At 72.1% G+C, this 24199-nt stretch carries 20 protein-coding genes; 8 read left to right on the top strand and 12 right to left on the bottom strand.

Annotation, left to right across the window (positions count from 1 at the left end; genetic code table 11):
• Positions 1–401: 401 nt before the first annotated feature.
• The 3 genes from phoH2 (at position 402) to J5Y05_RS18290 (ending at position 4410) form a co-directional block, all read left to right on the top strand.
• Positions 402–1727: an RNA 5'-3' helicase PhoH2 gene (gene phoH2 / locus J5Y05_RS18300; protein WP_210873751.1), complete on the top strand. Its 1326-nt coding sequence runs from the start codon at positions 402–404 to the stop codon at positions 1725–1727.
• A 471-nt stretch (positions 1728–2198) separates the two neighbouring features.
• Positions 2199–2897 carry an aggregation-promoting factor C-terminal-like domain-containing protein gene (locus J5Y05_RS18295; protein ID WP_504740153.1) on the top strand — a complete coding sequence of 233 codons (699 nt, stop codon included), beginning with the start codon at positions 2199–2201 and terminating at the stop codon, positions 2895–2897.
• Between the two features lie 130 nt (positions 2898–3027).
• Positions 3028–4410 carry an AI-2E family transporter gene (locus tag J5Y05_RS18290; RefSeq protein WP_210873747.1) on the top strand — a complete coding sequence of 461 codons (1383 nt, stop codon included), beginning with the start codon at positions 3028–3030 and terminating at the stop codon, positions 4408–4410.
• A 224-nt stretch (positions 4411–4634) separates the two neighbouring features.
• Here J5Y05_RS18290 and J5Y05_RS18285 read toward each other — a convergent pair whose 3' ends face one another.
• Complete coding sequence (locus J5Y05_RS18285; protein WP_210873745.1) at positions 4635–5168, bottom strand: alkyl hydroperoxide reductase; 534 nt, start codon at positions 5166–5168, stop codon at positions 4635–4637.
• 6 nt (positions 5169–5174) lie between these two features.
• The gene (locus tag J5Y05_RS18280; protein ID WP_210873742.1) at positions 5175–5729 is read right to left on the bottom strand and encodes a peroxiredoxin; all 555 of its coding nucleotides are present in this window, start codon (positions 5727–5729) and stop codon (positions 5175–5177) included.
• A 133-nt stretch (positions 5730–5862) separates the two neighbouring features.
• Between J5Y05_RS18280 and J5Y05_RS18275 the strand changes: the two genes are divergently transcribed.
• Entirely contained in the window at positions 5863–6801 is a 939-nt protein-coding gene (locus tag J5Y05_RS18275) for a LysR substrate-binding domain-containing protein (RefSeq protein ID WP_210873741.1), read from the top strand.
• A gap of 96 nt (positions 6802–6897) precedes the next feature.
• Here J5Y05_RS18275 and J5Y05_RS18270 read toward each other — a convergent pair whose 3' ends face one another.
• The 5 genes from J5Y05_RS18270 to J5Y05_RS18250 form a co-directional block, all read right to left on the bottom strand.
• Positions 6898–9246, bottom strand: a complete 2349-nt coding sequence (locus tag J5Y05_RS18270; protein ID WP_210873739.1) for an ABC transporter permease — start codon at positions 9244–9246, stop codon at positions 6898–6900.
• Positions 9243–9932: an ABC transporter ATP-binding protein gene (locus tag J5Y05_RS18265; protein WP_210873737.1), complete on the bottom strand. Its 690-nt coding sequence runs from the start codon at positions 9930–9932 to the stop codon at positions 9243–9245. Before J5Y05_RS18265 ends, J5Y05_RS18270 begins: the two co-directional genes overlap by 4 nt.
• Positions 9929–10453 carry a PadR family transcriptional regulator gene (locus tag J5Y05_RS18260; protein ID WP_210873735.1) on the bottom strand — a complete coding sequence of 175 codons (525 nt, stop codon included), beginning with the start codon at positions 10451–10453 and terminating at the stop codon, positions 9929–9931. Before J5Y05_RS18260 ends, J5Y05_RS18265 begins: the two co-directional genes overlap by 4 nt.
• 174 nt (positions 10454–10627) lie before the next feature.
• Positions 10628–10882 carry a type II toxin-antitoxin system antitoxin gene (locus tag J5Y05_RS18255; RefSeq protein WP_210873734.1) on the bottom strand — a complete coding sequence of 85 codons (255 nt, stop codon included), beginning with the start codon at positions 10880–10882 and terminating at the stop codon, positions 10628–10630.
• A complete protein-coding gene (locus tag J5Y05_RS18250; RefSeq protein WP_210873732.1) occupies positions 10879–11817 on the bottom strand; it encodes an SPFH domain-containing protein in 939 nt (312 codons plus the stop codon). The genes J5Y05_RS18255 and J5Y05_RS18250 overlap by 4 nt, the downstream gene beginning before the upstream one ends.
• Before the next feature lie 279 nt (positions 11818–12096).
• Here J5Y05_RS18250 and J5Y05_RS18245 point away from each other — a divergent pair, with 279 nt between their 5' ends.
• Entirely contained in the window at positions 12097–14397 is a 2301-nt protein-coding gene (locus J5Y05_RS18245; RefSeq protein ID WP_210873730.1) for a transglycosylase domain-containing protein, read from the top strand.
• Between the two features lie 94 nt (positions 14398–14491).
• Here J5Y05_RS18245 and J5Y05_RS18240 read toward each other — a convergent pair whose 3' ends face one another.
• The 4 genes from J5Y05_RS18240 to J5Y05_RS18225 form a co-directional block, all read right to left on the bottom strand.
• On the bottom strand, positions 14492–16564 hold the full coding sequence (locus J5Y05_RS18240; protein WP_210873728.1) for an ATP-binding SpoIIE family protein phosphatase: 2073 nt from the start codon (positions 16562–16564) through the stop codon (positions 14492–14494).
• 282 nt (positions 16565–16846) lie between these two features.
• Positions 16847–17569: a cytidylyl-2-hydroxypropylphosphonate hydrolase gene (gene fomD / locus J5Y05_RS18235; protein WP_210873726.1), complete on the bottom strand. Its 723-nt coding sequence runs from the start codon at positions 17567–17569 to the stop codon at positions 16847–16849.
• A 127-nt stretch (positions 17570–17696) separates the two neighbouring features.
• Positions 17697–19082, bottom strand: coding sequence for a class II fumarate hydratase (locus tag J5Y05_RS18230; RefSeq protein ID WP_210873725.1), 1386 nt, complete (start codon positions 19080–19082; stop codon positions 17697–17699).
• Positions 19083–19258: 176 nt separating this feature from the next.
• Positions 19259–20935 (bottom strand): fumarate hydratase, encoded by a 1677-nt coding sequence (locus tag J5Y05_RS18225; RefSeq protein ID WP_281730757.1) that lies wholly within the window; start codon positions 20933–20935, stop codon positions 19259–19261.
• Positions 20936–21117: 182 nt separating this feature from the next.
• On the opposite strand from J5Y05_RS18225, the gene J5Y05_RS18220 reads away from it, so the two are divergent.
• Positions 21118–21831 (top strand): DUF1707 SHOCT-like domain-containing protein, encoded by a 714-nt coding sequence (locus J5Y05_RS18220; RefSeq protein WP_210873721.1) that lies wholly within the window; start codon positions 21118–21120, stop codon positions 21829–21831.
• A 130-nt stretch (positions 21832–21961) separates the two neighbouring features.
• Positions 21962–22342, top strand: coding sequence for a WhiB family transcriptional regulator (locus J5Y05_RS18215; protein WP_210873719.1), 381 nt, complete (start codon positions 21962–21964; stop codon positions 22340–22342).
• Positions 22343–22441: 99 nt separating this feature from the next.
• Here J5Y05_RS18215 and glpX read toward each other — a convergent pair whose 3' ends face one another.
• Complete coding sequence (gene glpX, locus J5Y05_RS18210) at positions 22442–23476, bottom strand: class II fructose-bisphosphatase (RefSeq protein WP_210873717.1); 1035 nt, start codon at positions 23474–23476, stop codon at positions 22442–22444.
• Positions 23477–23611: 135 nt separating this feature from the next.
• Here glpX and J5Y05_RS18205 point away from each other — a divergent pair, with 135 nt between their 5' ends.
• Positions 23612–24136 carry a DUF4245 domain-containing protein gene (locus J5Y05_RS18205; protein ID WP_210873804.1) on the top strand — a complete coding sequence of 175 codons (525 nt, stop codon included), beginning with the start codon at positions 23612–23614 and terminating at the stop codon, positions 24134–24136.
• Positions 24137–24199 lie beyond the last annotated feature (63 nt).

Genomic DNA, 24199 nt, shown 5'->3' with positions numbered 1-24199 from the left:
CCCCGCGCCCACCGACCCGCCGGCCCCGCAGACCCCGCGCCCACCGCGCCCGGCCCCCGCACCCACCCCCACCCCACCCCGTGACCCCGCGCGTCACGAGGAGTTCACCGGTGCGCCGTCCCGGCGTCTGGCATGGCGGAGGTCGTTCTCGGGCATAAGCCAAGCAGGTCGACACCCGACCCACGGGTGTCGGATCTCAGCGGGCGGCGCGGAGCCGTCCGCCCGGGAGGCCCTTTGCACCAGCCCGATCGTGCGGTCACGGCACGGAAGAAGCCGCGGAGGGCCGGTCCACGGCCCGCGCCCGCGCAGGGCGGCCGTAGACCGGCCGGCTCGTTCCAGCCCTCCCGGCCCAGCATCCGCTCCGTCGCTCCCCGACCTCATCCGAGGGGGTACGTCCTTCCGTGGTGACCAGCACAAAGCGCCACAAGCCCGATCGGCGCACCTATGTACTCGACACCAGCGTCCTGCTGGCCGACCCGAACGCCGTGCACCGCTTCGACGAGCACGAGGTCGTGCTCCCGATCGTCGTGGTCACCGAGCTGGAGGCCAAGCGGCACCATCCCGAACTCGGCTACTTCGCCCGCCAGGCCCTGCGCCTGCTCGACGAACTCCGGGTCCGGCACGGTCGCCTCGACGCCCCCATCCCCATCGGGGATCTCGGCGGCACCGTGCGTGTCGAGCTGAACCACTCGGACCCCAGCGTGCTGCCCACCGGTTACCGCCTGGGGGACAACGACTCCCGCATCCTCGCGGTCGCCAGGAACCTGCAGGCCGAGGGGTTCGACGTCACCGTCGTGTCCAAGGACCTCCCGCTGAGGATCAAGGCGTCCTCCGTCGGCCTGCTCGCCGAGGAGTACCGCGCCGAACTGGCCATCACGGACGCCTCCGGCTGGACCGGCATGTCCGAGCTGACCCTCCCGGGCGAACAGGTGGACATCCTCTTCGAGGAAGGCCACGTGTACGTCCCCGAGGCCGCCGACCTGCCCGTGCACACCGGCCTGACCATCCAGTCGGAGCGGGGCAAGGCCCTCGGCCGCGTCACCGCCGGGGGCGAGGTCCGCCTCGTGCGCGGCGACCGGGAGGCGTTCGGCATCAAGGGCCGCAGCGCCGAGCAGCGGATCGCGCTCGACCTGCTCCTCGACCCGGACGTCGGCATCGTCTCCATGGGCGGCCGGGCCGGCACCGGCAAGTCGGCGCTGGCCCTCTGCGCGGGCCTGGAGGCGGTGCTGGAGCGGCGTCAGCACCAGAAGGTGATGGTCTTCCGCCCGCTGTACGCGGTCGGCGGGCAGGAGCTGGGCTACCTGCCCGGCTCCGAGGCGGAGAAGATGAGCCCCTGGGCGCAGGCCGTCTTCGACACCCTGTCGGCGGTCACCAGCCGGGAGGTCATCGAGGAGGTCACCGCCCGCGGCATGCTGGAGGTGCTGCCGCTCACCCACATCCGGGGCCGGTCGCTGCACGACGCGTTCGTCATCGTCGACGAGGCCCAGTCCCTCGAACGGAACGTCCTGCTGACCGTCCTGTCCCGGATCGGCGCCAACTCCCGCGTCGTCCTGACCCACGACGTCGCCCAGCGGGACAACCTGCGCGTGGGGCGGTACGACGGAGTCGTCGCGGTCGTCGAGAAGCTGAAGGGGCATCCGCTCTTCGCGCACGTCACCCTGACCCGCTCGGAGCGGTCCCAGATCGCCGCGCTGGTCACGGAGATGCTGGAGGACGGTCACATCTGAGCGGACCCGACGGGCGGCCCCCGGGCCGTCCGTCACCGCCCGTCCCCCGCCTGTCCCTCGTCCGTCGGCGCCGTCCGGAAAAGGCCAAGAGCCTAGCCGGGCGGCGCCTTCACGCGCGGGAGATTCCCGGATTCCCCTGAGCCGAACGGGATGTGAGCTTTCACACGCAACGGAGAATTGCCTTGCGCCGCCGGGTTGCGGCAGAGTCTCACTCCTGTCAGGCCCCGCATACGACACACCGCCCTCAGGGGCACCCCGCGCTGTCACGGCAGCGGGGGGACAGGCACCACCGCAGCACCGCGCCAACTCCATAGCACCGTCGTATGCCGCCCGAGCACCATGCGGCGCTCCCCGCCGGGGAGTCGTCCACCGGGCCCGCGCCTCCCGTGGCCCGCAGTTGGGGAGGCCAGCGCCAGGGGCACGATCGCGTCCGCGAGGGTCACCAAGCGGGCGATGCTGGAAGGAAACCGTGTGAGCCGGATCTCGGTCCGGGGATTCGCAGTGGCCTCGGCCACCGCGGTCACCGCTGTCGGAAGCGTCGTCGGTGTTGCCTCGGGCAGCACGGCGCAGAACAACGACGCCGAAGCGACGGCCAGTGGCACGACGTTGCTCGCGGACATCCCCGTCGGCCAGCAGGCCCAGGTGCAGACCGCTTCCCTGACGCAGCAGGCCGACGCCCAGGCCATCGCCGCGGACGCCAGCGCCAAGAAGGACGCCGAGGAGGCCGCCCGCAAGGCAGCCGCCCAGACCGCCGTCGCCAAGCAGGAGAAGGCGAAGAAGGCGGCCGAGGAGGCCAAGAAGCGCGAGGAGGAGAAGGCCGCGGCCAGCCGCGACGCCGCGCGCCAGGAGGCCACCAGCTTCGCCGTCCAGAGCAGCTACACCGTCAGCCAGATCCAGGCCATGGCCCGCCAGATGGTGCCGGCCGGCCAGTGGCAGTGCTTCAGCAACATCGTGAACCACGAGTCGAGCTGGAACTACAAGGCGGTCAACCCGTCCTCCGGTGCCTACGGTCTCTTCCAGGCCCTGCCCGGCTCCAAGATGTCGTCGGTGGGCGCCGACTGGCAGACCAACCCGGCCACCCAGATCAAGTGGGGCCTCAACTACATGGACAGCCGCTACGGCAGCCCGTGTGACGCCTGGGCCTTCTGGCAGGCCAACCACTGGTACTGAGCCGCCGGACCCGGTCCTCGCTCAACCCCCCGAAGCCCCCCGCCGTCCTATGGTGGGGGGCTTCGCCCTGTACGGTCGGAACCGACGGCTCCGGGGGAGTGGTGGGACACACGGGGGAAGAGGACGGATCATGTCACGAGTGCCAGGGTGGCTCGGCCTGCTGGGTGCCGAACTGACGCGGATGAGCAGGCAACTGGACGAGCGCCGCGCCGAGGTGGAAGCGGAGACGGACGTCCCCGTTCCCGTCGGTGCCGTGCCGCTCGCCGGCCCGGACCCCGCCCCCGGGGCACCCGCGTCCGGCGGGCACGCGGCCGAGTCCGACCCTCTCGACCACCCGCCGGTCCCGGTGCCGCAGCACCGGCCCGATCCCGCGCAGGCCGTCCCGTGGGGGATGCGCGTCGCCGCCGAGGCCGGGTGGCGGCTGCTCGTCCTCGCCGGCACCGTCTGGGTGCTGATGCGGGTCATCAGCGCCGTCCAACTCGTCGTCCTGGCCTTCGTCGCCGCCCTGTTGATCACGGCGCTGCTCCAGCCGACCGTGGCCTGGCTGCGCCGTCACGGCGTGCCGCGCGGACCGGCGACGGCGCTCACCGCGATCCTCGGCTTCGTCGTCATGGGCCTGATGGGCTGGTTCGTCACCTGGCAGGTGATGGAGAACATCAGCAGCCTCTCCCACCAGGTCCAGGACGGCATCGACGAACTGCGCAAGTGGCTGCTGGACAGCCCCTTCCACGTCACCGACAAGCAGATCAACGAGATCGCCAAGAGCCTGCGCGAGGCGGTCGGCGCCAACACCGACCAGATCACCTCGGCCGGACTGGAGGGCGTCACCGTCGTCGTGGAGGCGCTGACCGGCATCCTGCTGGCCGCCTTCTCCGTGCTCTTCCTCCTCTACGACGGCCGGCGGATCTGGCACTGGGCGCTGAAGCTGGTGCCGGCGGCTGCCCGCCCCGGCGTGGCCGGCGCCGGCCCGCGCGCCTGGCGGACGCTGACCGCGTACGTGCGGGGCACGGTGATCGTGGCGCTGATCGACGCCATCTTCATCGGGCTCGGCATCTACTTCCTGGACGTGCCGATGGCCGTCCCGCTCGCCGTGTTCATCTTCCTGTTCGCCTTCATCCCGCTCGTCGGCGCCGTGATGTCGGGGGCGCTCGCCGTGGTGGTGGCACTGGTCACCCAGGGCGTGTTCACGGCCGTCATGACGCTCGTCGTGGTGCTGGCGGTGCAGCAGATCGAGGGCCACATTCTCCAGCCGTTCATCCTCGGCCGGGCGGTGCGGGTGCACCCGCTCGCCGTGGTGCTCTCCGTCGCCGTCGGCGGCATGGTGGCCGGCATCGGCGGCGCCGTGGTCGCTGTACCGCTGGTGGCGGTGGCCAACACCGTCGTCGGCTATCTCGGCGCGTACTCCCGCGAGGCGGCACTGCGTCAGACGCCGCGGCCACGCGAGGCGCCGGCCCAGGACACCGCCCCGGCGCCCGGCCCGCACGACGGTGAGGAACCGGCCCCGCAACGGTGAGCCACCACGGCCCCCGGGACACGCCGTAGCCCCGGGCACACTGCCCCCGGGAGGACACGCCGGGGCCCGGACACGCCGTAGCCGCGCACACTGCGCCCCGGACACGCCGTAGCCCGAAGACACCGCGACCCCCGGACTCCCGGACACGCCGAACTCCCGGACACGCCGGAGCCCCGCCCGCCCTGGAGGGCGGACGGGGCTCTTCGTACGGCGTGGCGTGGGCGCTACTGGGCGAGGACCGCCTCGGCGTCCAGCGTGGCACCGACGGCCTCGACCACGGCGGCGATCTTGAACGCCTCCTGGATCGTCTCCCGGTCGACGCCGGCCTTGCGGAGCACCTGCTCGTGCGAGTCGAGGCACATGCCGCAGCCGTTGATGGCGGAGACCGCGAAGGACCACAGCTCGAAGTCGACCTTGTCGACGCCGGGGTTGCCGATGACGTTCATCCGCAGACCGGCGCGCAGGGTGCCGTACTCGTGGTCCGACAGCAGGTGCCGGGTGCGGTAGAAGACGTTGTTCATCGCCATGACGGCGGCGGCGGCCTTGGCGGCCGTGTACGCCTCCGGCGAGAGGTTCGCCTTCGCCTCCGGCTCCAGCTCGCGCAGCACGATCGGGGAGCGCGAGGCGATCGCGGTCGCCAGCACGGCGCCCCAGAGCTGCTGCTCGGGGAGGGGGGAGTTGCCGATGACCGAGCCCAGGTTGAGCTTCAGGTCCTTGGCGTAGTCCGGTATGGCGGACTTGAGGGAGTCGAGCGACATGTCAGGTCACTCCCCGGCCAGCAGCGCGACCGGGTCGAGGGTCTCGTCGCCCTTGCTCCAGTTGCACGGGCACAGCTCGTCGGTCTGCAGGGCGTCCAGGACCCGCAGGACCTCCTTGGGGTTACGGCCCACGGAGCCGGCGGTCACCATGGTGAACTGGATCTCGTTGTTCTGGTCGACGATGAAGACGGCGCGCTTGGCGAAGCCGTCCTCGCCCTCGATGCCGAGGTCGCGCATCAGCTCGTGCTTGGAGTCCGCCATCATCGGGAACGGCAGGTCGCGCAGGTCGTCGTGGTCCTTGCGCCAGGCGTGGTGGACGAACTCGGAGTCGCCGGAGAAGCCGAGGACCTGGGCGTCACGGTCGGCGAACTCGTCGTTCAGCTTGCCGAAGGCGGCGATCTCGGTGGGGCACACGAAGGTGAAGTCCTTGGGCCAGGCGAAGACGACCTTCCACTTGCCCTCGTAGGTCTTGTGGTCGATCGTCTCGAACTCCTTGCCCTTCTCCAGCGAGACGCAGGCGGTCAGTTCGAACTCGGGGAACTTGTCACCGACAGTGAGCACGCGCTCTCCTTGCAGCGAAGAAACACCCCAAATGCGAGTGTTTCCCATGGGTTGGACGTTCCTGATGTTGGCACAGAGTGCATTGATTAGTGAAATAGCTACACTCGGTCGTGTTGATCGGAGGTGGCTATCAGTGACGAGCCGGAAGAGGCAGCCCAGCCTTGCCCAGTTGCGGGCTTTCGCGGCGGTCGCCGAGCACCTGCACTTCCGCGACGCCGCCGCCGCGATCGGCATGAGCCAGCCGGCGCTCTCGGGCGCCGTGTCCGCCCTGGAGGAGACACTCGGTGTCACGCTGCTGGAGCGGACCACCCGCAAGGTGCTGCTCTCGCCCGAGGGGGAGCGGCTCGCGGTGCGGGCCAAGGCGGTCCTCGCGGAGGTACGGGCGCTGCTGGAGGAGGCCGAGGCGGTGCGGGCGCCCTTCACCGGGGCGCTGCGGCTCGGCGCGATCCCGACCGTGGCACCCTACCTGCTGCCGGCCGTGCTGCGGCTCGTGCACGACCGCTACCCGGACCTCGACCTCCAGGTCCATGAGGAGCAGACCGCGAGCCTGCTGGAAGGACTGACCTCGGGCCGGCTGGACCTGCTGCTGCTCGCGGTGCCGCTCGGCGTCGCCGGGGTCACCGAACTCCCCCTCTTCGACGAGGACTTCGTGCTCGTCACCCCGCTCGGCCACTGGCTCGGCGGCCGGGAGGGCATCCCGCGCGAGGCGCTGCGCGAGCTGAAGCTGCTGCTCCTGGACGAGGGGCACTGCCTGCGCGACCAGGCCCTGGAGATCTGCCGGGAGGCCGGCCGGGCGGACACGCGGGCGACCACCACCGCGGCCGGACTGTCGACGCTGGTCCAACTCGTCGCGGGCGGCCTCGGGGTGACGCTGCTGCCGCGTACCGCGGTCCGGGTGGAGACCTCCCGTTCCAGCCGGCTGCTCACCGGCTCCTTCACCTCACCGGCCCCCACCCGCCGGATCGCCCTCGCCATGCGCACGGGCGCGGCGCGCTCCGCCGAGTACGAGGAACTGGCGGCGGCCCTCAGGGAAGCGATGCGCGACCTCCCGGTCCGGATCGTCACGGAGTAGCTCCCCATCGGAGGGGCCGGACACGCGTCCGGGCCGGCGCGCGCCGCGCACGCCGGCCCGGACCCGCCGGACGCCACCCGGCCGGCGGGTATGCCGCTACTCCGTCCGCAGTCCCTCCGGACGCATCAGCCGCAGCAGCGGCGGCAGGCTGAGCAGGGTCACCCCGAGGACGACCGCGCCGCCGATGCCGGTCATGGCCAGGATGCTGCCCAGGTCGACACGGACCGGCGTGTCGGTCATCTTCAGCAGCGCCACGCCGAGGGCCAGGCCCACCGCCGTCGCCAGCACCAGGCCCAGCGCGACGGGGATCGCCGTCTGCCACAGCACCGACAGGCTCAGCGTGCGGCGCCGGGTGCCGAAGGCGACCAGGGACGACAGCAGCTTGCGCCGCTCCCGCAACTGCTCCAGTTGCGAGACCAGCAGGCTCGCCCCGATCAGCGTCAGCACACAGGCGGCGCCCACGAAGAGGCCGGTGCGGACGGCGGTGAAGCGGTCGCTGCGCTCGGTGGCCGACCAGGTCATCGGGTACGTCAGCGGGTCGATGGCCGCCGCGGTGTTGCGCACCAGGTCCTGCACGTCCGGCACCGACTCGTCCAGCCGCAGGTAGACGCTCCCGTCCAGGGCCGGGGCGACGGCGGCCGGCATCGCCTTCTTCGTGACCAGGAAGCCGCCCCGGTCGATGCCGACGAGCAGACCGCGCCGGGGTTCGGCCGCCTTCATGCCCTTCGGCATCGTCCAGGGGATCTGCAGGCCCTCCTCGTTGCCCTCGTACGACGGGTCGAGGTACATCGTGTTCCCCGGCACCGCCATCTTCTCCACGTCGACGTCCCCGTCGTACTCCGCGCCGCGGACGTAGAAGGTGTCGCCGTCCTCGCAGGAGGGGAGCGTGGCGACCATGCGGAGGGAGGGGCAGTCGCCGACGGTCAGGGTGGTGCCGGACTCCGCGTCGTGGGCGCTGTCGACCATCCAGCCCTTGGCGAGGGCGTACGCCTCCGTCACGCCCTCGGTGCCGCCGAGCCGTTCGGCGGCCGGGTCGACCGGTACATGGCTCGGGAGCCTCACCTCCATCTGGGCCAGCGTCACCTCGTTCCCGGTGGAGTTGGTGTAGTCGCCCTCGACGCCCGAGAAGAGCATCTGGAGCGCGATCGCCCCGGCGACGGCCACCGCGATGCCGTTGACCATGCGGGCCGCCGTGCCGCTGCTGAGCTGGAGCCGGCGCACCGCCAACTGCCAGGAGACGCCGCCGGTGCCGAGCCGGGCGACGACCGCCTCGACCACCCAGGGCAGCAGCGCGGTCACCCCGATGAGCAGGGACATGACGCCGATGGTCACCAGGTACTGGTTGAAGTCGCCGTTGTCCCGGCCCATCCCGGTCATCGGGACGAGCAGGGCCAGTCCGCCGACCGGCAGCAGGAGCCGCCACCACAGCCGGCGCCGGGTCGGACGGCTGGTGCGCACCACGCCGAGCGGTTCGATGACGACCCCGCGCAGCGCGAACAGGGTCACCAGCACCGCCGCGGCCGGCACCGCCACCGCGACCAGCAGCGCCAGCACGGGCGACGGGTTGAGGTAGCTGGGGAAGACGCTCACCTCGAACACGACGGTGTTCCCGGCGAGCTGCCGTCCGATCAGGAAGAAGCCGGCGCCGAAGACCAGACCGAGGACCGCCCCCGCCAGGGCCTCGCCGGCCGCGATGCGCCGCGCCATCCCGCCGTCGGCCCCCACCAGCCGCAGCGCCGCGAGCCGCCGGTCGCGCCGCTCGCCGCCGAAGCGGACGGCCGCGGCGATGAACACGGCGACCGGCATCAGCAGCACCACGAAGACGACCAGGATCAGCAGGAGCAGCACCGGGTCGGACGGTTCCTCGCCCGGCTGGGGGTCGCCGAAGCGGTCGATACGGCCGATGTAGCCGTTCCCGTCGTCGAGCCGCTGGGCGAGTCCGTCGATGCCCTGGTAGTAGGCGAGTTCGGAGGAGCCGATCAGCCCGGCCTCCCCGATGGTGCCGGTGATCCGGTCGGGCAGCCGTTCGCGCAGCAGCTTGCCGGAGTCCGACTCCAGGAGCCGCTTCAGCGCGGGGGAGACCACCATCTCGCCCGGCGCGGGGAACGTGTTCACGCCCGGCGGGAGCGGGGCCCGCGGGCCCTCCGGCTCCAGGGCGCGGCCCCGGATCGACCGGTCGCGGAAGTCGCTGTCCAGGCGGGCGACGAGCAGCGTGTCGTCGGCCTTCTCCAGCGCGTCGAGGCTGAAGGTGAGGTCGACGCGGGCGGCCTCCCGGGCGTGTCGAACGGAGAGCGCGTTCGGCAGCGCCGTCGTCAGCAGCAGCAGCGCCACGCCGAGCCCGACGCCGACCGCCGTCAGCGTGGCGCGGGTCCATCCCTCGCGTCCCCCGGTGACGGCGAAGCGGACGCCCATGGTCAGGTCGCGGGCCCATCGGCTCACGCTCATACGGCGCGCTCCATGTCCCGGGACTTGCCGTCGCGGACGACGATCTCGCGGTCGGAGTAGGCGGCGACGCGCGCCTCGTGGGTGACGAGGACGACGGCGGCGTTGGTGGTGCGGGCGGCGTCCGTGAGCAGTTCCATGACGCGCTCGCCGTTGAGGGAGTCCAGGGCGCCGGTCGGCTCGTCGGCGAAGACGACGCGCGGCCCGGTCACCAGCGACCGCGCCACCGCGACGCGCTGTCCCTGGCCGCCGGAGACCTCTCCCGGCCGCTTCTTGGCCAGGTCGTCGACCTCCAGCCGTTCCATCCAGGTGAGCGCGGTGCGCTCGGCCTCTTTGCGCCGGGCGCCGTTCAGGCGCAGCGGCAGGGCGACGTTCTCGACGCAGGTCAGCTCGGGCACGAGCTGGCCGAACTGGAAGACGAAGCCGAACTCGCTGCGGCGCAGGGCGCTGCGCTGGGCGTCGTTCATGGCGGACAGTTCCCGGCCCTGGTAGAGGATGGTGCCGGAGTCGGGCGGCACGATGCCGGCGAGGCAGTGCAGCAGCGTCGACTTGCCCGAGCCGGAGGGGCCCATGACGGCGACGACCTCGCCGGGGTGGATGGAGAACGAGGCGCCGTCGAGGGCCATCGTGGAGCCGTACGCCTTGCACAGGCCCTCGGCGGAGAGCAGGGAACCTTCTGGCGCGGTCATGGGGCCACCGTTTCGCGGAGTTTGTCGAGGCGCGCGGCGGTCAGTTCCAGCCAGCGCAGGTCGGCTTCGAGATGGAACAGGGCGTGGTCGCAGATGAGCTGGTCGGCGAGGTCGCCCTTGCGCTTGCGGTCGGTGAGCATGCGCATGCTGCGCAGGTGCTCGGAGCGCTGGGCGTCGAGGACGTCGGCGGCGTCGCGGTGGGTCAGCAGCGCGAGGACGACCTTGGTGTACAGGGTCGACTGGAGGTACGGCTCGGGCTTCTCCGGCGTGGCGAGCCAGCGCTGTACGTCGGTGATGCCGGCGTCGGTGATCGCGTACCGCTTGCGTTCGGGACCGCCGCCGGTCTCGACGCCGTCGACCACGACGAGGCCGTTCTTCAGCAGGCGGGACATGGTCGAGTAGACCTGGCCGTAGTGGAGCGGCCGGTCGTGACCGAACTTCTCGTCGAAGGCGCGTTTGAGGTCGTAACCGTGGCGCGGACCGGACTCCAGGAGCCCGAGGAGGGTGTGACCGATGGACATGCGCCTCACTCTACACACGGTGTATACGCTGGGTGTATAGGCAGATCGTGCAGAGCGGTGCACGCCATGCCGGAGAGGGAGGTCCGCCGGGCGGGGCCGCAGGTCAGGGGTGGTTGTCACAGCCCTGTCACAGGGAAGAAGGGCGGGCCCCCGACAGGAGCCCGCCCTTCTTCCTCACCGTGCCGGAGGTGGTCCCGTGTTCCCCGGCGGACGGCCGCGGCGGGGCAGCGGACCGGTGTCGCCGGGCAGGCGGCCCGCCTCCGACAGGGCCCGGCGCAGCAGGAACTCGATCTGTGCGTTGGCCGAGCGCAGTTCGTCGCCCGCCCAGCGGGCCAGTGCCTCGTACACCTGCGGGTCCAGCCGCAGCAGCACCTGCTTGCGCTGCTGCGGCCGGCGCCGCGGGGCCGGTTCCTCGGAGGGGGCCGTCACTGGTAGAGCGTCCCGGTGTTCAGGACGGGCTGGGCGGAGCGGTCACCGCACAGCACGACCAGCAGGTTGGAGACCATCGCCGCCTTGCGCTCGGAGTCCAGCTCCACGATGCCCTCCTCGGCGATCCGGGTGAGCGCCGCCTCGACCATGCCGACCGCCCCGTCGACGATCTGCCGCCGCGCCGCCACCACCGCGCCGGCCTGCTGGCGCTGGAGCATCGCCGAGGCGATCTCCGGGGCGTAGGCGAGGTGCGTGAAGCGGGACTCGATGATCTGCACCCCGGCCGCCTCCACGCGCGCGTGCAGCTCGACCGCGAGCTTCTCGGTGATCTCCTCGGCGTTGCCGCGCAGCGAGAGGCCGTCCTCCTCGTGCGCGTCGTAGGGGTACTCGATGGCGATGTGCCGCACGGCCGCCTCGGTCTGGGTGGAGACGAACTCGATGTAGTCGTCGACCTCGAAGGTGGCCTGCGCCGTGTCCTCGACCCGCCAGACCACCACGGCGGCCAGCTCGATCGGGTTGCCGTAGGCGTCGTTCACCTTGAGGACGGCCGTCTCGTGGTTGCGCACCCGGGTCGAGATCTTGGTGCGCTGGGTGAAGGGGTTGACCCAGCGCAGGCCGTCCTGGCGGATCGTGCCCCGGTACCGGCCGAAGAGCTGGACCACCCGGGCCTCGCCCGGAGCCACCATGTTCAGCCCGCACATGGCGAGGAAGGCGGCCAGCGCGATCAGGATGCCCAGCACGATCAGCGCGGCCTTGGCGCCGGTGGCGTCGACCGCCGCGGTGGCCGCGATCAGGCCGGCGCCGACCAGCAGTCCGACCAGTCCGAGCAGCAGGGCGAGTCCGCCGCCGATGCTCTGCGCCTGCGTCTCCCGCACCCGCGGGGCCGGCATCTCGGGTACGTCCGCGGTGGCCTGCGGGATCTCGGGTGTGGACATGGGGTTCCCCCGTTCTCGTGCGGCGTGCCGGCGGCAGGGCGCACGTCGGTGACTGCCTAGCCTGGTGTCAGCTAAGTGATATCACTTTAACGCATGACGGCAACCCTGCGCGCCCCTCGTACGTCGGTTCCAGGGAAAGGGGTGCTGATTCTCACGTCCGTACAAGGGGGGATCGGCAGGGCTTTGTCGCACCCCTCGGTGTTAGCTTGCTGAGCTGACCTGAGCGCCGAACCTGTGTGACGCGTGAGCACACATGACCGAAGCGGAGCGGATCGGACCATGGGACGAGCGGAAGAGAGAAGAGCGCGGCAGCGCGGTGGCCGCCGCGCGGCGACCGGGCACCGCTCGTCGCCTGCGGGCGGACGGGGCCGGATACGGCGGCTGTTCACCTGGAAGAAGATGGTGGGGGGCTTCCTCGGCGTCTGCCTGCTCGGCATGGGCGCCTTCATTGTCCTCTACATGGTCATCTCGATCCCCGAGGGGAACGCCGACGCCCAGCGCCAGGGCAACACCTACCAGTACAGCGACGGTTCGATCATGGCCCGCAAGGGCTACAACCGGGAGATCGTCGACCTGGCCAGGGTCCCCAAGGACGTCCAGCACACCTTCGTCGCCGCCGAGAACAAGAGCTTCTACCAGGACGCCGGCGTCGACCTGAGGGGCACCGCCCGCGGACTTCTCAACACCTTCTCCGGCAAGGGCGCGCAGGGCGGCTCGACCATCACCCAGCAGTACGTCAAGAACTACTACCTGACGCAGGACCAGACCGTCTCGCGCAAGCTGAAGGAACTGGTCATCTCGCTCAAGCTGGACCGCGAGAAGTCCAAGGACTACATCCTCGCCGGGTACATCAACACCAGCTACTACGGCCGCGGCGCCTACGGCATCCAGGCCGCCGCGCAGGCGTACTACCGCGTCGACGCCAAGGACCTGACGGTCGAGCAGGGCGCCTACCTCGCCGCGCTGCTCCAGGCACCCAGCCAGTACGACTGGGCGAACGCCACCGACACCGGCAAGAGGCTCGTCCAGGAACGCTGGAACTACGTCCTGGACAACATGGTCGGGCAGAAGTGGCTCGACGCCTCCGCCCGGCAGTCGATGACCTTCCCCGTGCCCAAGGAGCCGAAGGCCGCCCCCGGCATGGAGGGCCAGACCGGCTACCTCGTCGAGGCCGCCAACGCCGCGCTGACCCGCCAACTCGTCGCCCAGGGCACCGCCGAGGACACCAAGCAGGCCGAGGCGATGGTCGAGGCCGGCGGCTGGACCATCAAGCTCAACATCGACAAGAAGAAGCAGACCGCGCTGGAGAAGGCCGTCAAGGAGCAGCTCACCGCGAGGCTCGACCCCGAGCAGCGCGAGGTCGACGCGAACGTGCAGGCCGGCGCCGTCTCCGTCGATCCCAAGACGGGCGCGGTCGTGGCGATGTACGGCGGCGTGGACTACGTCAAGCACTTCCGCAACAACGCCACCCGCTCCGACTACCAGCCCGCCTCCACCTTCAAGCCGGTCATCCTGGCCGCCGCCGTCGACGAGGACGCCGAGACCCAGGACGACGTGCCCATCACCGCCAACACCCTCTACGACGGCACCAGCAAACGCCCCGTGGTGGAGAACGGCCGCGAGGTCGGCTTCGCCCCGGAGAACGAGGACGACGTCGACTACGGCGACATCACCGTCCAGGAGGCGATGAACAAGTCCGTCAACTCCGTCTTCGCGCAGATGGGCGTCGACGTCGGCATGGGCGAGGTGGTCGAGGTCGCCGGCAAGCTCGGCATGGAGACCGAGGGCATGGAGGCCGTGCCCGCGCAGACCCTCGGCAGCATGGGCGCGAGCCCGCTGGAGATGGCCGGCGTCTACGCGACCCTCGACAACCACGGCCGCAAGGTCACCCCGGCCGTCGTCAAGTCCGTCGAGCACGCCTCCCGCAGCGTCCAGTTCCCCGACCCCGTAGGGGACCGCGTCATCAGCCGCGAGGCCGCCGACACGGTGACCTCCGTCCTGACCGGCGTGGTCGACGACGGCACCGCCAAGCGGTCGGTGCGCGACAACCCGCTGCGGCGCGGCCAGCAGGTCGCCGGCAAGACCGGCACCTCCGACAACAACAAGTCGGCCTGGTTCACCGGCTTCACCCCCGACCTGGTCACCTCCGTCGGCCTCTTCGGCGAGGACGCCAAGACCTTCGCCCAGGTCCCCATGTACAAGGCGGGCGGCCAGCCGCGCGTCAACGGCGGCGGCTTCCCGGCGCAGATCTGGGCCGCGTACACCTTCGGCGTGATGGACAAGGTCAGCCGGTTCGACCTGGAGACCAAGCAGGGCGCGGCGGTCCAGCCGAGCACCTCGCCCTCGCCCTCCACCTCGCCCTCCGAGTCCCCCTCGCAGGAGGAGACGGAGGAGGCGACGCCCCCCGCCGAGGAGACGTCGGCGCAGCCGCCGTCCGACGAGGAGAGCGGCTCCCTGCCCACCCAGCCGTCCACGCCGACGTCGCCCACGGGCACGCCCACCGGCGAACCGCCCTCCGACGGCGCCTCCCCGGACGACCCGGCGCTCCCCGGGGCCGAGCAGGACCGCGCCGCCCAGTAGCCGAGCGGCCCCGACGACGGTGAGGGGGCGTCCGGTGGTGGTCCACCGGACGCCCCCTCACCGTCCACGGGCCGGGCCGTGGCTGGGCAGTGGCTCAGCCGTGGTTCAGTTCGAACCACACCACCTTGCCGGTGCTCAGCCGGGTCGCGCCCCACCGCCGGGCCAGCCGGTTGACCAGATAGAGCCCGCGCCCGCCCTCGTCCGTGGCCCGCGCCTGCCGCAGCCGCGGCAACTGGGGCACGTCGTCCCCGACCTCACAGCGCAGCACGTCCGTGCGCAGCAGCCGCAGCGTCACCGGCCGCGTCGCGTACCGCACCGCGTTGGTCACGACCTCGCTGACCAGCAGCTCCACCGAGTCCGTCAGCTCCTCCAGACCCCAGCGCGCGAGCGCCCCGCGGGCGAGGCGGCGGGCCCGGCCGGGCGCCGCGTCCTCCGGCTCCAGGTACCAGTACGCCACGTCGCTCGGCGCGATCCCGTCGAAGCGGGCCGCGAGCAGCGCGATGTCGTCGTCCCGGTCGCCCGGCCCGAGCATGTCCAGCACCTCGTCGCACAGGGCCTCCAGCGGCGGCGGATGGTCCGGCCCGGTGAGCTGCGCGGTCGCGGCGAGCCGTTCCCGCAGTTGCTCGATGCCGGTCCACACGTCCCGCAGCCGCGACTCCACCAGCCCGTCGGTGTAGAAGAGCAGGGTCGCGCCGGCCGGGGCGTCCAGGTCCACCGCCTCGAAGTCCACCCCGCCCACGCCGATCGGGGCGCCCGCCGGCACCCGCAGCACCTCCGCCCGGCCTCCCAGGTGCAGCAGGACCGGCGGCGGATGCCCGGCGTTGGCCACCGTGATCCGGTGCGAGACCGGGTCGTACACGGCGTACAGGCAGGTCGCCATCCGGTCCGGGCCGAGCCGCTGGGCCTGCTCGTCCAGATGGTGCAGCACCTCCTGCGGCGGCAGGTCCAGCCCGGCCAGGGTCTGCGCCGTGGTCCGCAACTGGCCCATGATCGCCGCCGACGTCATGGAGTGGCCCATCACGTCCCCGACCACCAGCGCCACCCGGCTGCCCGGCAGCGGGATCGCGTCGTACCAGTCGCCGCCGACCCGCGCCGTCTCGGCGGCCGGAAGGTAGCGCGAGGCCAGCCGGACGCCGGTGCAGCGCGGCAGGTTCTCCGGGAGCATCGTGCGCTGGAGTTCGTCGGCGATGTACGCCTCCCGCCCGTACAGCACTGCCTTGTCGATGCCGAGCGCGCTGTGCGTGGCGAGCTGCGCCGCCACCAGCAGGTCGTCCGCCTCGAACGGGGTGCGTTCCGGACCGCGCAGGAACAGCGCCGCGCCGATCACCCGGCGCCGGCCGCGCAGCGGCGCGAGGATCGCGCCCCGGCCGCCGGGCACGGCGAACTCGCTGCCGTCGCCCAGCAGTTCCGGCAGCGCCGCGCGGGCCGAGGGGGTGTCCGTGAAGACCGGCCGCACCCCGCGCAGCACCTCCGCGAGCGCGCTGCCCGGCCGCACCTCGCACCGCTCGGCGCCGACCGTCTCCAGCTCGGAGGGCTCGGGCTGCACCGCGGGCATGAAACCGCCCTCGGTGTCCCGTTCGGCCGGAATCCGGTCGGTGCGCCGCAGCCGCAGCACCAGGGGGCCGGTGGGCCGCTCGTCGCCGACCGGCAGCGGTTCGCGCAGGTAGACGAGGATCGCGTCGGCGAAGGTGGGCACGGTCGCCCGGCACAGCCCCATGACGATCTCGTCGAGGTCCATGCCCCGCGCGATCCGCCGGGTGGCGGCGCCCACGAACCGCAGCCGGTCCCCGTCGCGCCGCATCGGCGTCGGACGCCCCGGGCCGAGCGGCCGGCCCGTGCGCCGGTCCGGCTCCGCGGGCATGGTGCGCCGCTCACCGTCGCCGAGGGCGCCCGGCTGGGGCGGCACCGTCTCGGGCGCCGCCGGCCGGGGCCGGTGCGTGTCCGGATCGCCGGAGTGCTCGGCGCCGGGCTGGGCGTGCTCGAACTCCCCGGCGGGGGCGGCGCCCTGGGCCTCGCCGGGTCGGCCCTGCGCCGGTAACGCGGCGCTCTCGGGGGCCCTCGGCGCCACCGGGGGACGCGGGAACGCCCCGCGTGGGTCCGCTGGGTCGGTGCCCGCCGGGGGCTGGTCGAAGGAGGTCGGGTGCTCCGTCACGCGTGTCGAATCCATCCGTCCGGGACTGCGCGCGGAGCGTGCAGTACGTCCCGCGGAAACGCCGATACCCGGTACACGTGCCCCGGGAACGGAATTCCCGCCTGCTGGGAGGCGGTTCCCCTGCCACCGGCGGGCCGGCCGCGGCCCCGTCCCGTGATGCCCTCGTACCTCTCGCTCACGTCCTGCCGCCCCTCGGTGACGATCGGTCAAGCACAGCGCACGCTCCGCCGGTTGCCGCTTCCGCGGACCTTGCGGAGGACGATCCTACGTTTCCTGCCCGGGGGCTCATCAAGAGTCTCATGAGGCCGCCCGGACGGGGACGCGGTCCCAGTCCCCGGGGAGCGACGGTACCGCCCAGGACGGATCGGGTCGCCAGTGTTCCCAGCCGTCCGAGAACGGATGCCCCCAGGCGCGGATCACCTCGACCGCGTCCCGGCCCGCCGCCCGCACCCGCCCGGCCTGCGCCGCGTCCATCAGCCGGTCCCGCTGGGCCTGGGCGAACTCGTCCTCGTCCCGCCAGTGCCAGCCCCGGTCCGGGTGGACGGAGATGTCCAGGAAGTGATCCTCGGAGTCGACCCCGCCCGACCAGCGGGCCAGCGGCTCCTCCAGGTTCACGTACCAGTTCTTGAACCGCCAGCCCGGCTCCCAGAACAGCCACACCGACCAGGGCTCGCCGGGCCGGGCGAGCTTCAGCACGCCGGTGCCGAACCAGCGGTCGCGGCGCACGGTCCGGGGCTTGGTGTAGCGCGAGGCCAGCGGCTCCAGGTGGACCGGCGTGCCGTCGGCCAGCACCGGCTTGACGCATACGGTGCCGGGCGCCAGCCACACGGCGAGCAGGTCGGCGTCGTCCCGGACGACGGTGACGGGGCGGGCGATGTGGATCTGCCGCCCGCCGTTCTCCCGGTAGCGCCACAGGACCTGGCTCCCGGGCGCCCAGAAGGCCGCGGGGGGCGCCCCCGCCGAGGGTGACGTCGTACCGCCCGCCTGCGCCGCCGTGCTCACCGTCTCGCCGTCTGCCATGGACAGATATTAGGTGCACCGGGCACGCGGTGACGGGGTACCGGCACCGCCAGGGGGTCGCTCGCGTGCGCTCGGGCCGGCGCCGCGCTCCGCGTGCGCCGGTCCCGTGGGCCGCCCGCGCGCGCCGTCACGGGTGGGTCATGCGCAGCACGTCCAGGGCCTCGTCCACCTGCTCCCGCGTGAGGTCGCCGCGTTCGACGTACCCGTTCTCCAGGACGACCTGGCGGATCGTCTTCCGTTCGGCCATCGCCTTCTTGGCGATCCGGGCGGCCTCCTCGTAGCCGAGGTACCGGTTGAGCGGGGTGACGACGGAGGGGGAGGACTCGGCGTACTCGCGGGCGCGCTCGCGGTGGGCGACGACGCCGTCCACGGTGCGGTCGGCCAGCAGCCGGGAGGCGTTGGCGAGCAGCCGGACCGACTCCAGCACGTTCTTGGCGATGACCGGCAGCATGACGTTCAGCTCGAAGTTGCCTGCCGCGCCGGCGGTGGCGACGGTCGCGTCGTTGCCGATCACCTGGGCGGCGACCATGAGCACCGCCTCGGGGACGACCGGGTTCACCTTGCCCGGCATGATGGACGAGCCCGGCTGGAGGTCGGGCAGGGAGATCTCCGCGAGGCCGGTGCGCGGCCCGGAGGCCATCCACCGCAGATCGTTGGCGATCTTCGTCAGGCCGACCGCGATGGTCCGCAGTTGCCCGCTGGTCTCGACGACGCCGTCCCGCGCGCCCTGCGCCTCGAAGTGGTCGCGCGCCTCGGTGAGCGGCAGGCCGGTCGCGCGGGCGACCTCCTCGATGACGGCGGCGGAGAAGCCGGGCGGGGTGTTGATGCCGGTGCCGACCGCGGTGCCGCCCAGCGGCAGCTCGGCCAGGCGCGGCAGCGAGGCGTTGAGCCGCTCGACGCCGTAGCGCACCTGGGCCGCGTACCCGCCGAACTCCTGGCCCAGGGTGACCGGCGTGGCGTCCATGAGGTGGGTCCGCCCGGCCTTGACCACGTCGGCGAACTCCCCGGCCTTGCGCTCCAGGGCGGCGGCGAGGTGGTCCAGCGCCGGGATCAGGTCCCGGACGACGGCGGCGGTGGCGGCGATGTGGAGGGAGGACGGGAAGACGTCGTTGGACGACTGGGAGGCGTTGACGTGGTCGTTGGGGTGGACGTCCCGGCCGAGCCGCTCGGTGGCGAGGGTGGCGATGACCTCGTTGGCGTTCATGTTGGACGAGGTGCCCGAGCCGGTCTGGAACACGTCGACCGGGAAGTGCTCGTCCCAGCGGCCCTCGGCCACCTCCCCGGCCGCCGACGCGATCGCCTCCGCGATGTCCGGGTCGAGCACCCCCAGCCGCGCGTTCACCGTCGCCGCGGCCCCCTTGACGTGGGCCAGCGCCTCGATGTGCGCCCGTTCGATCCGCTGTCCGGAGACGGGGAAGTTCTCGACGGCGCGCTGGGTCTGCGCGCGCCACTTGGCCTCGGCGGGGACCCGGACCTCGCCCATGGAGTCGTGCTCGATGCGGTAGTCGCTCATACCGGGTACAGCGCGCCGGGGCTCCGGGATGTTCCGCGCCCTGGGCCGAACGGGGGGCGGCCGGGACCGGGTTGCGCCGGCCGCGCCGGGCGAGGGGCGTACGGGAAGGACGAAGGGGCGTACGGAAAGGGGAACGGCCCGGCGGAAGGGGGCTCCCGCCGGGCCGTCCGCCGCCGTCAGGCGAGGTTGGGCCCGCGCACCGGGATCGACGTGAACGTCGGCTGGGGCGCCGGGTCCTGGAAGAAGTCGTTGCCCTTGTCGTCGACGACGACGAACGCCGGGAAGTCCTCCACCTCGATCTTCCAGACGGCCTCCATGCCGAGTTCCTCGTACTCGACGACCTCGACCTTCTTGATGCAGTCCTGCGCCAGCCGCGCCGCCGGGCCGCCGATCGAGCCGAGGTAGAAGCCGCCGTGGGTGCCGCAGGCGTCGGTGACCTGCTTGCTGCGGTTGCCCTTGGCCAGCATGACCTTGGAGCCGCCCGCCGCCTGGAACTGCTCCACGTAGGAGTCCATGCGGCCGGCCGTGGTCGGGCCGAAGGAACCCGACGCGTAGCCCTCCGGGGTCTTCGCCGGGCCCGCGTAGTACACCGGGTGGTCCTTGAGGTACTGCGGCATCTCCTCGCCCGCGTCCAGCCGCTCCTTGATCTTGGCGTGGGCGATGTCGCGGGCCACCACCAGCGGGCCGCTCAGCGACAGCCGGGTCTTGACCGGGTACTTCGTCAGCTCGGCCAGGATGGCGTCCATCGGCTGGTTGAGGTCGATGCGGACGGCGTCGCCCTCGGTGTCGAGCTGCTCGTCCGTGGTCTCCGGCAGGAAGCGCGCCGGGTCGGTCTCCAGCCGCTCCAGGAAGACGCCCTCGGCGGTGATCTTGGCGACGGCCTGGCGGTCCGCCGAACAGGAGACCGCGAGGGCGACCGGGCAGGAGGCGCCGTGCCGGGGCAGCCGGATCACGCGCACGTCGTGGCAGAAGTACTTGCCGCCGAACTGCGCGCCGATGCCGATCCGCTGCGTCAGCTCGAAGACCTTCTCCTCCAGCTCCTTGTCCCGGAAGCCGTGGCCGAGCGGGGACCCCTCGGCGGGCACGTTGTCCAGGTAGTGCGCGGAGGCGTACTTCGCGGTCTTCAGCGCGTACTCGGCCGAGGTGCCGCCGACGACGATCGCCAGGTGGTACGGCGGGCAGGCGGCCGTGCCCAGCGAGCGGATCTTCTCCTCCAGGAAGGTCATCATGGAGGCTTCGTTCAGGACGGCCTTCGTCTCCTGGTAGAGGAAGCTCTTGTTGGCGGAGCCGCCGCCCTTCGCCATGAACAGGAACTTGTAGGCGTCCCCGTCGGTGGCGTACAGCTCGATCTGCGCCGGGAGGTTGGAGCCGGTGTTCTTCTCCTCCCACATGGTGAGCGGAGCCATCTGCGAGTAGCGCAGGTTCAGGGTCCGGTAGGCGTCGTGGATGCCCCGCGAGAGGGCCTCCTCGTCGCCGCCCGCCGTGAGCACGTTCTGCCCGCGCTTGCCCATGACGATCGCGGTGCCGGTGTCCTGGCACATGGGCAGCACGCCGGCCGCCGCGATGTTCGCGTTCTTCAGCAGGTCCAGCGCGACGAACTTGTCGTTGGCCGACGCCTCGGGGTCGTCGATGATGCGGCGGAGCTGGGCCAGGTGGGCGGGGCGCAGGTAGTGCTGGATGTCGTGGACGGCCTCCTCGGCCAGCTTGCGCAGCGCCTCGGGCTCGACCTTGAGGAACGTCCGCCCGTCGGCCTCGAAGGTGGAGACCCCCTCGGACGTCACCAGCCGGTACGGAGTGGTGTCCTCACCCTGGGGGAGCAGATCGGTGTACGCGAACTCAGGCATCTCGCCCATTCCTCACTCGACGGACGCGCGGCTGAATTCCTCAGCAACGACGGCTGGCCTCCCTCGGCAGCGCCCACCAGCGTAAAACCTCCGCCGGGAGGCCCGGATGGTGAGGTAAGGCTCAGTAAGTTCACGACAACGTCGTCCACAGCCTCTGGTCGCGATCTATCGCGTTTCGGTACCCTGCTGCCGTGGACCTTCACAAGCACTCCCCAGCGCAGGACGCCGCCCCCGGCCCCCTCACGCCCAGCCGCTCCGAGCTGCGCGCCTCGGACGCCGACCGGGACCGCGTCGCCGACATGCTGCGCGAGGCCCTCGCCGAGGGCAGGCTGACCGCGGAGGAGCACGCGGAGCGCGTCGAGGGGGTGCTCGCCGCCAAGACCGTCGGCGAGCTGGACGTGTTCGTGCGGGACCTGCCCGCCGCGCACGCCGGGCCCACCGCCGCCGCGGCCCCCGTCCCGCCCCGCCCCGCGCCGGGCACCATCCCCGCCGCCCCCGACGAGAACATGGTCGCGGTCTTCAGCAGCGCCGTCCGCAAGGGCCGCTGGCGGGCGAGCCGCCGCATCCACGCCTACGCCGTCTTCGGCAACGTGGAGATCGACCTGAGCGAGGCGATCTTCGAGTACCGGCACGTCATGATCAAGGCCGTCTCGGTCTTCGGCAACGTCGAGGTCCGCGTCCCGGAGAACGTGTCGCTGCGCGGCACCGGCGGCGGCGTCCTGGGCAACTTCGAGGTGCACACCCTCGACTCGCCCGAGGCCGACGCCCCCGTCGTCTACGTGGACGGCTGGGCCGTGCTGGGCAATGTGGAGGCCCGGCCCAAGCGCGGCCGGCTCGTCGCCGACATCCTGGACCGCGTGCAGCGCCGGGTCGACAAGGGCGTGCGGAGGCATCTGGAGCGCTGACGGCCCCGCGTTCCGCCCGCGTGCGGGCGGTGCGCGGCCCCGGTCCGGAACTCTGTGCATAGGCGCGCGCACAGCGGGTAGGGCTTGACGCATCGTCGCTCGCCAGCGAAGCCGTCGTCAGGAGTAGACCGTGCTGCAACCGCCGCGTTCGTCCCTGCAGGTAGCCGCTGTCCCGGCCCAGCGGGTGCCGGTGCGGAACAGGGACCAAGACGCCCCCTGGCACACCGAGGCGGTGTGCCGGCGCGACGAGGCCGGACTGTTCTTCGCACCGTCCAAGGAGCCCACCGCCGCCCGGCTCTCCCGCGAGGAGGCGGCCAAGCGGGTCTGCGGACGCTGCCCGGTCCTGGCCCAATGCCGCGAGCACGCGCTGCTCCAGCCCGAGCCGTACGGCGTCTGGGGCGGCCTCACCGCCGCCGAGCGCCGCGTGGTGCTGGCCCGGCGCCGGCGCCGCGACCTGGAGCTGAAGAAGACGGCCCGCCCCACGACGGACCGCATAGCCGCGGCCGGCTAGGCATCATCCGTACAGCCCCGGCCGGGGACGGGGCGCCCGCTCCGCACAGCGGGCGGCCCCTGGGCACATCGGCGTCCGGGGTGGGCCCGGTCCCGCCGGTTATCCGGCGCGGTCGAAGTTGATCGCGCTGTAGGCGCGCAGCTTGCTCAGCCGGTGCTCGGAGTCGATCCGGCGGACCGTGCCCGACTTGGAGCGCATCACGATCGAGTCGGTCGTCGCGGTCTCGGAGCGGTAGCGGACCCCGCGCAGCAGCTCACCGTCGGTGATGCCGGTCGCGACGAAGAAGACGTTGTCCCCGGAGACCAGGTCGTCCGTGGTCAGGACGCGGTCCAGGTCGTGCCCGGCGTCGAGCGCGCGGCGGCGCTCCTCGTCGTCCTTGGGCCACAGCTTGCCCTGGATGGTGCCGCCCAGGCACTTGACGGCACAGGCCGAGATGATGCCCTCGGGCGTGCCGCCGATGCCGAGCAGCAGATCGATGCCGGTGCCCTCGCGCAGCGCCAGGATGGAGCCGGCCACGTCACCGTCGGAGATCAGCTTGATGCGGGCGCCGGTCTCCCGGACCTCCTTGATCAGGCCCTGGTGCCGGGGCCGGTCCAGGATGACCACGGTGACGTCCCCGGGCGTCGACCGCTTGGCCTTGGCGACCCGGCGGATGTTCACCGAGACGGGCGCGTCGATGTCGACGAAGTCGGCGGCCTCCGGCCCGGTGACCAGCTTGTCCATGTAGAAGACGGCCGACGGGTCGAACATGGACCCGCGCTCGGCGGCGGCCAGCACCGCGATCGCGTTGGTCATCCCGTTGGCGGTCAGGGTGGTCCCGTCGATCGGGTCGACGGCGATGTCGACCTCGGCCCCGGTGCCGTCGCCGACCCGCTCTCCGTTGAAGAGCATCGGCGCTTCGTCCTTCTCGCCCTCGCCGATGACGACGACGCCGTTCATCGAGACGGTCTGGACGAGGGTGCGCATGGCGCGCACCGCGGCCCCGTCGGCGCCGTTCTTGTCGCCACGCCCGACCCAGCGGCCGGCCGCCATCGCCGCGGCTTCGGTCACGCGGACGAGTTCCATGGCGAGGTTGCGATCGGGAGCCTCCGAAGGGACGTCAAGCTCGGACGGCAGATGATGATGCTCGGTCATCGGAGCGCACCTTTCTGATACGACGACGGCCGGATGAGGGTATGGCCACGACTCTATCGCCAGTCCTACTAAATGAGCAGGGGACCCCACGGATGAGCGGATCGGCGACCTGCGACGATAGGAGGCGTGGCAGGTATGAAAGGCAAGCAGAAGTCGGCCCGGGACATGGTGCTCTCCCTCGGGCTCATCGTGCTCGCGGCGGGAGTGATGTGGCTCTTCATCCCGCACGACGACAGCGAGCCCGACATCAGGCGGGTGGACTACCGGGTCGAGCTGCTGAGCGCGCGTCGCGCCGCGTCGTACCCGGTGGTGGCGCCGGTCGGGCTCTCCGAGGAGTGGAAGGCGACGTCGGTGCGGTACCGGGCCGAGGAGTCCGACGCCTGGCACCTCGGTTTCAGCGCCCCCGACGGTGAGTACGTGGCGGTCGAGCAGTCCGCGGACAAGCCCGAGAAGTTCATCGACAAGGCGAGCCAGGGCGCGCGGCGCACCGAGGCCACCGAGGAGATCGGCGGCCGGACCTGGGTCCGCTACGAGGGCGGCCGGTACGACGCGCTGGTCCTCCAGGACGGTGACGGCGCCCAGGGCGCGACGACCCTCGTGACCGGCACGGCCTCCTTCGAGCGGCTGGCCGCGATGGCGGCGGCGCTGGAGACGGAGTGACGGCGTAGGCGCTGGGCCGTCCGGGTGTCGTCGTCGTCCTCCCGGCGGCGGGCCCCGGGGTTC

This window comes from Streptomyces tagetis, from assembly GCF_018069565.1.
GTDB classification, from domain to species: domain Bacteria; phylum Actinomycetota; class Actinomycetes; order Streptomycetales; family Streptomycetaceae; genus Streptomyces; species Streptomyces tagetis.
The sequence above is the reverse complement of the archived record's forward strand: the minus strand, read 5'-3'. Positions and strand labels throughout refer to the sequence as shown.

Bases quoted from the DNA above. Each gene is read 5' to 3' on its own strand.
- J5Y05_RS18230 (WP_210873725.1), bottom strand. From the start codon at position 19,082: ATGAGCGACTACCGCATCGAGCACGACTCCATGGGCGAGGTCCGGGTC.
- J5Y05_RS18205 (WP_210873804.1), top strand. From the start codon at position 23,612: ATGAAAGGCAAGCAGAAGTCGGCCCGGGACATGGTGCTCTCCCTCGGG.
- J5Y05_RS18250 (WP_210873732.1), bottom strand. From the start codon at position 11,817: ATGTCCACACCCGAGATCCCGCAGGCCACCGCGGACGTACCCGAGATG.
- J5Y05_RS18265 (WP_210873737.1), bottom strand. From the start codon at position 9,932: ATGACCGCGCCAGAAGGTTCCCTGCTCTCCGCCGAGGGCCTGTGCAAG.
- glpX (WP_210873717.1), bottom strand. From the start codon at position 23,476: ATGACCGAGCATCATCATCTGCCGTCCGAGCTTGACGTCCCTTCGGAG.
- J5Y05_RS18245 (WP_210873730.1), top strand. From the start codon at position 12,097: ATGGGACGAGCGGAAGAGAGAAGAGCGCGGCAGCGCGGTGGCCGCCGC.
- J5Y05_RS18225 (WP_281730757.1), bottom strand. From the start codon at position 20,935: ATGGGCGAGATGCCTGAGTTCGCGTACACCGATCTGCTCCCCCAGGGT.
- fomD (WP_210873726.1), bottom strand. From the start codon at position 17,569: ATGGCAGACGGCGAGACGGTGAGCACGGCGGCGCAGGCGGGCGGTACG.
- J5Y05_RS18240 (WP_210873728.1), bottom strand. From the start codon at position 16,564: ATGGATTCGACACGCGTGACGGAGCACCCGACCTCCTTCGACCAGCCC.
- J5Y05_RS18285 (WP_210873745.1), bottom strand. From the start codon at position 5,168: ATGTCGCTCGACTCCCTCAAGTCCGCCATACCGGACTACGCCAAGGAC.
- J5Y05_RS18290 (WP_210873747.1), top strand. From the start codon at position 3,028: ATGTCACGAGTGCCAGGGTGGCTCGGCCTGCTGGGTGCCGAACTGACG.
- J5Y05_RS18260 (WP_210873735.1), bottom strand. From the start codon at position 10,453: ATGTCCATCGGTCACACCCTCCTCGGGCTCCTGGAGTCCGGTCCGCGC.
- J5Y05_RS18270 (WP_210873739.1), bottom strand. From the start codon at position 9,246: ATGAGCGTGAGCCGATGGGCCCGCGACCTGACCATGGGCGTCCGCTTC.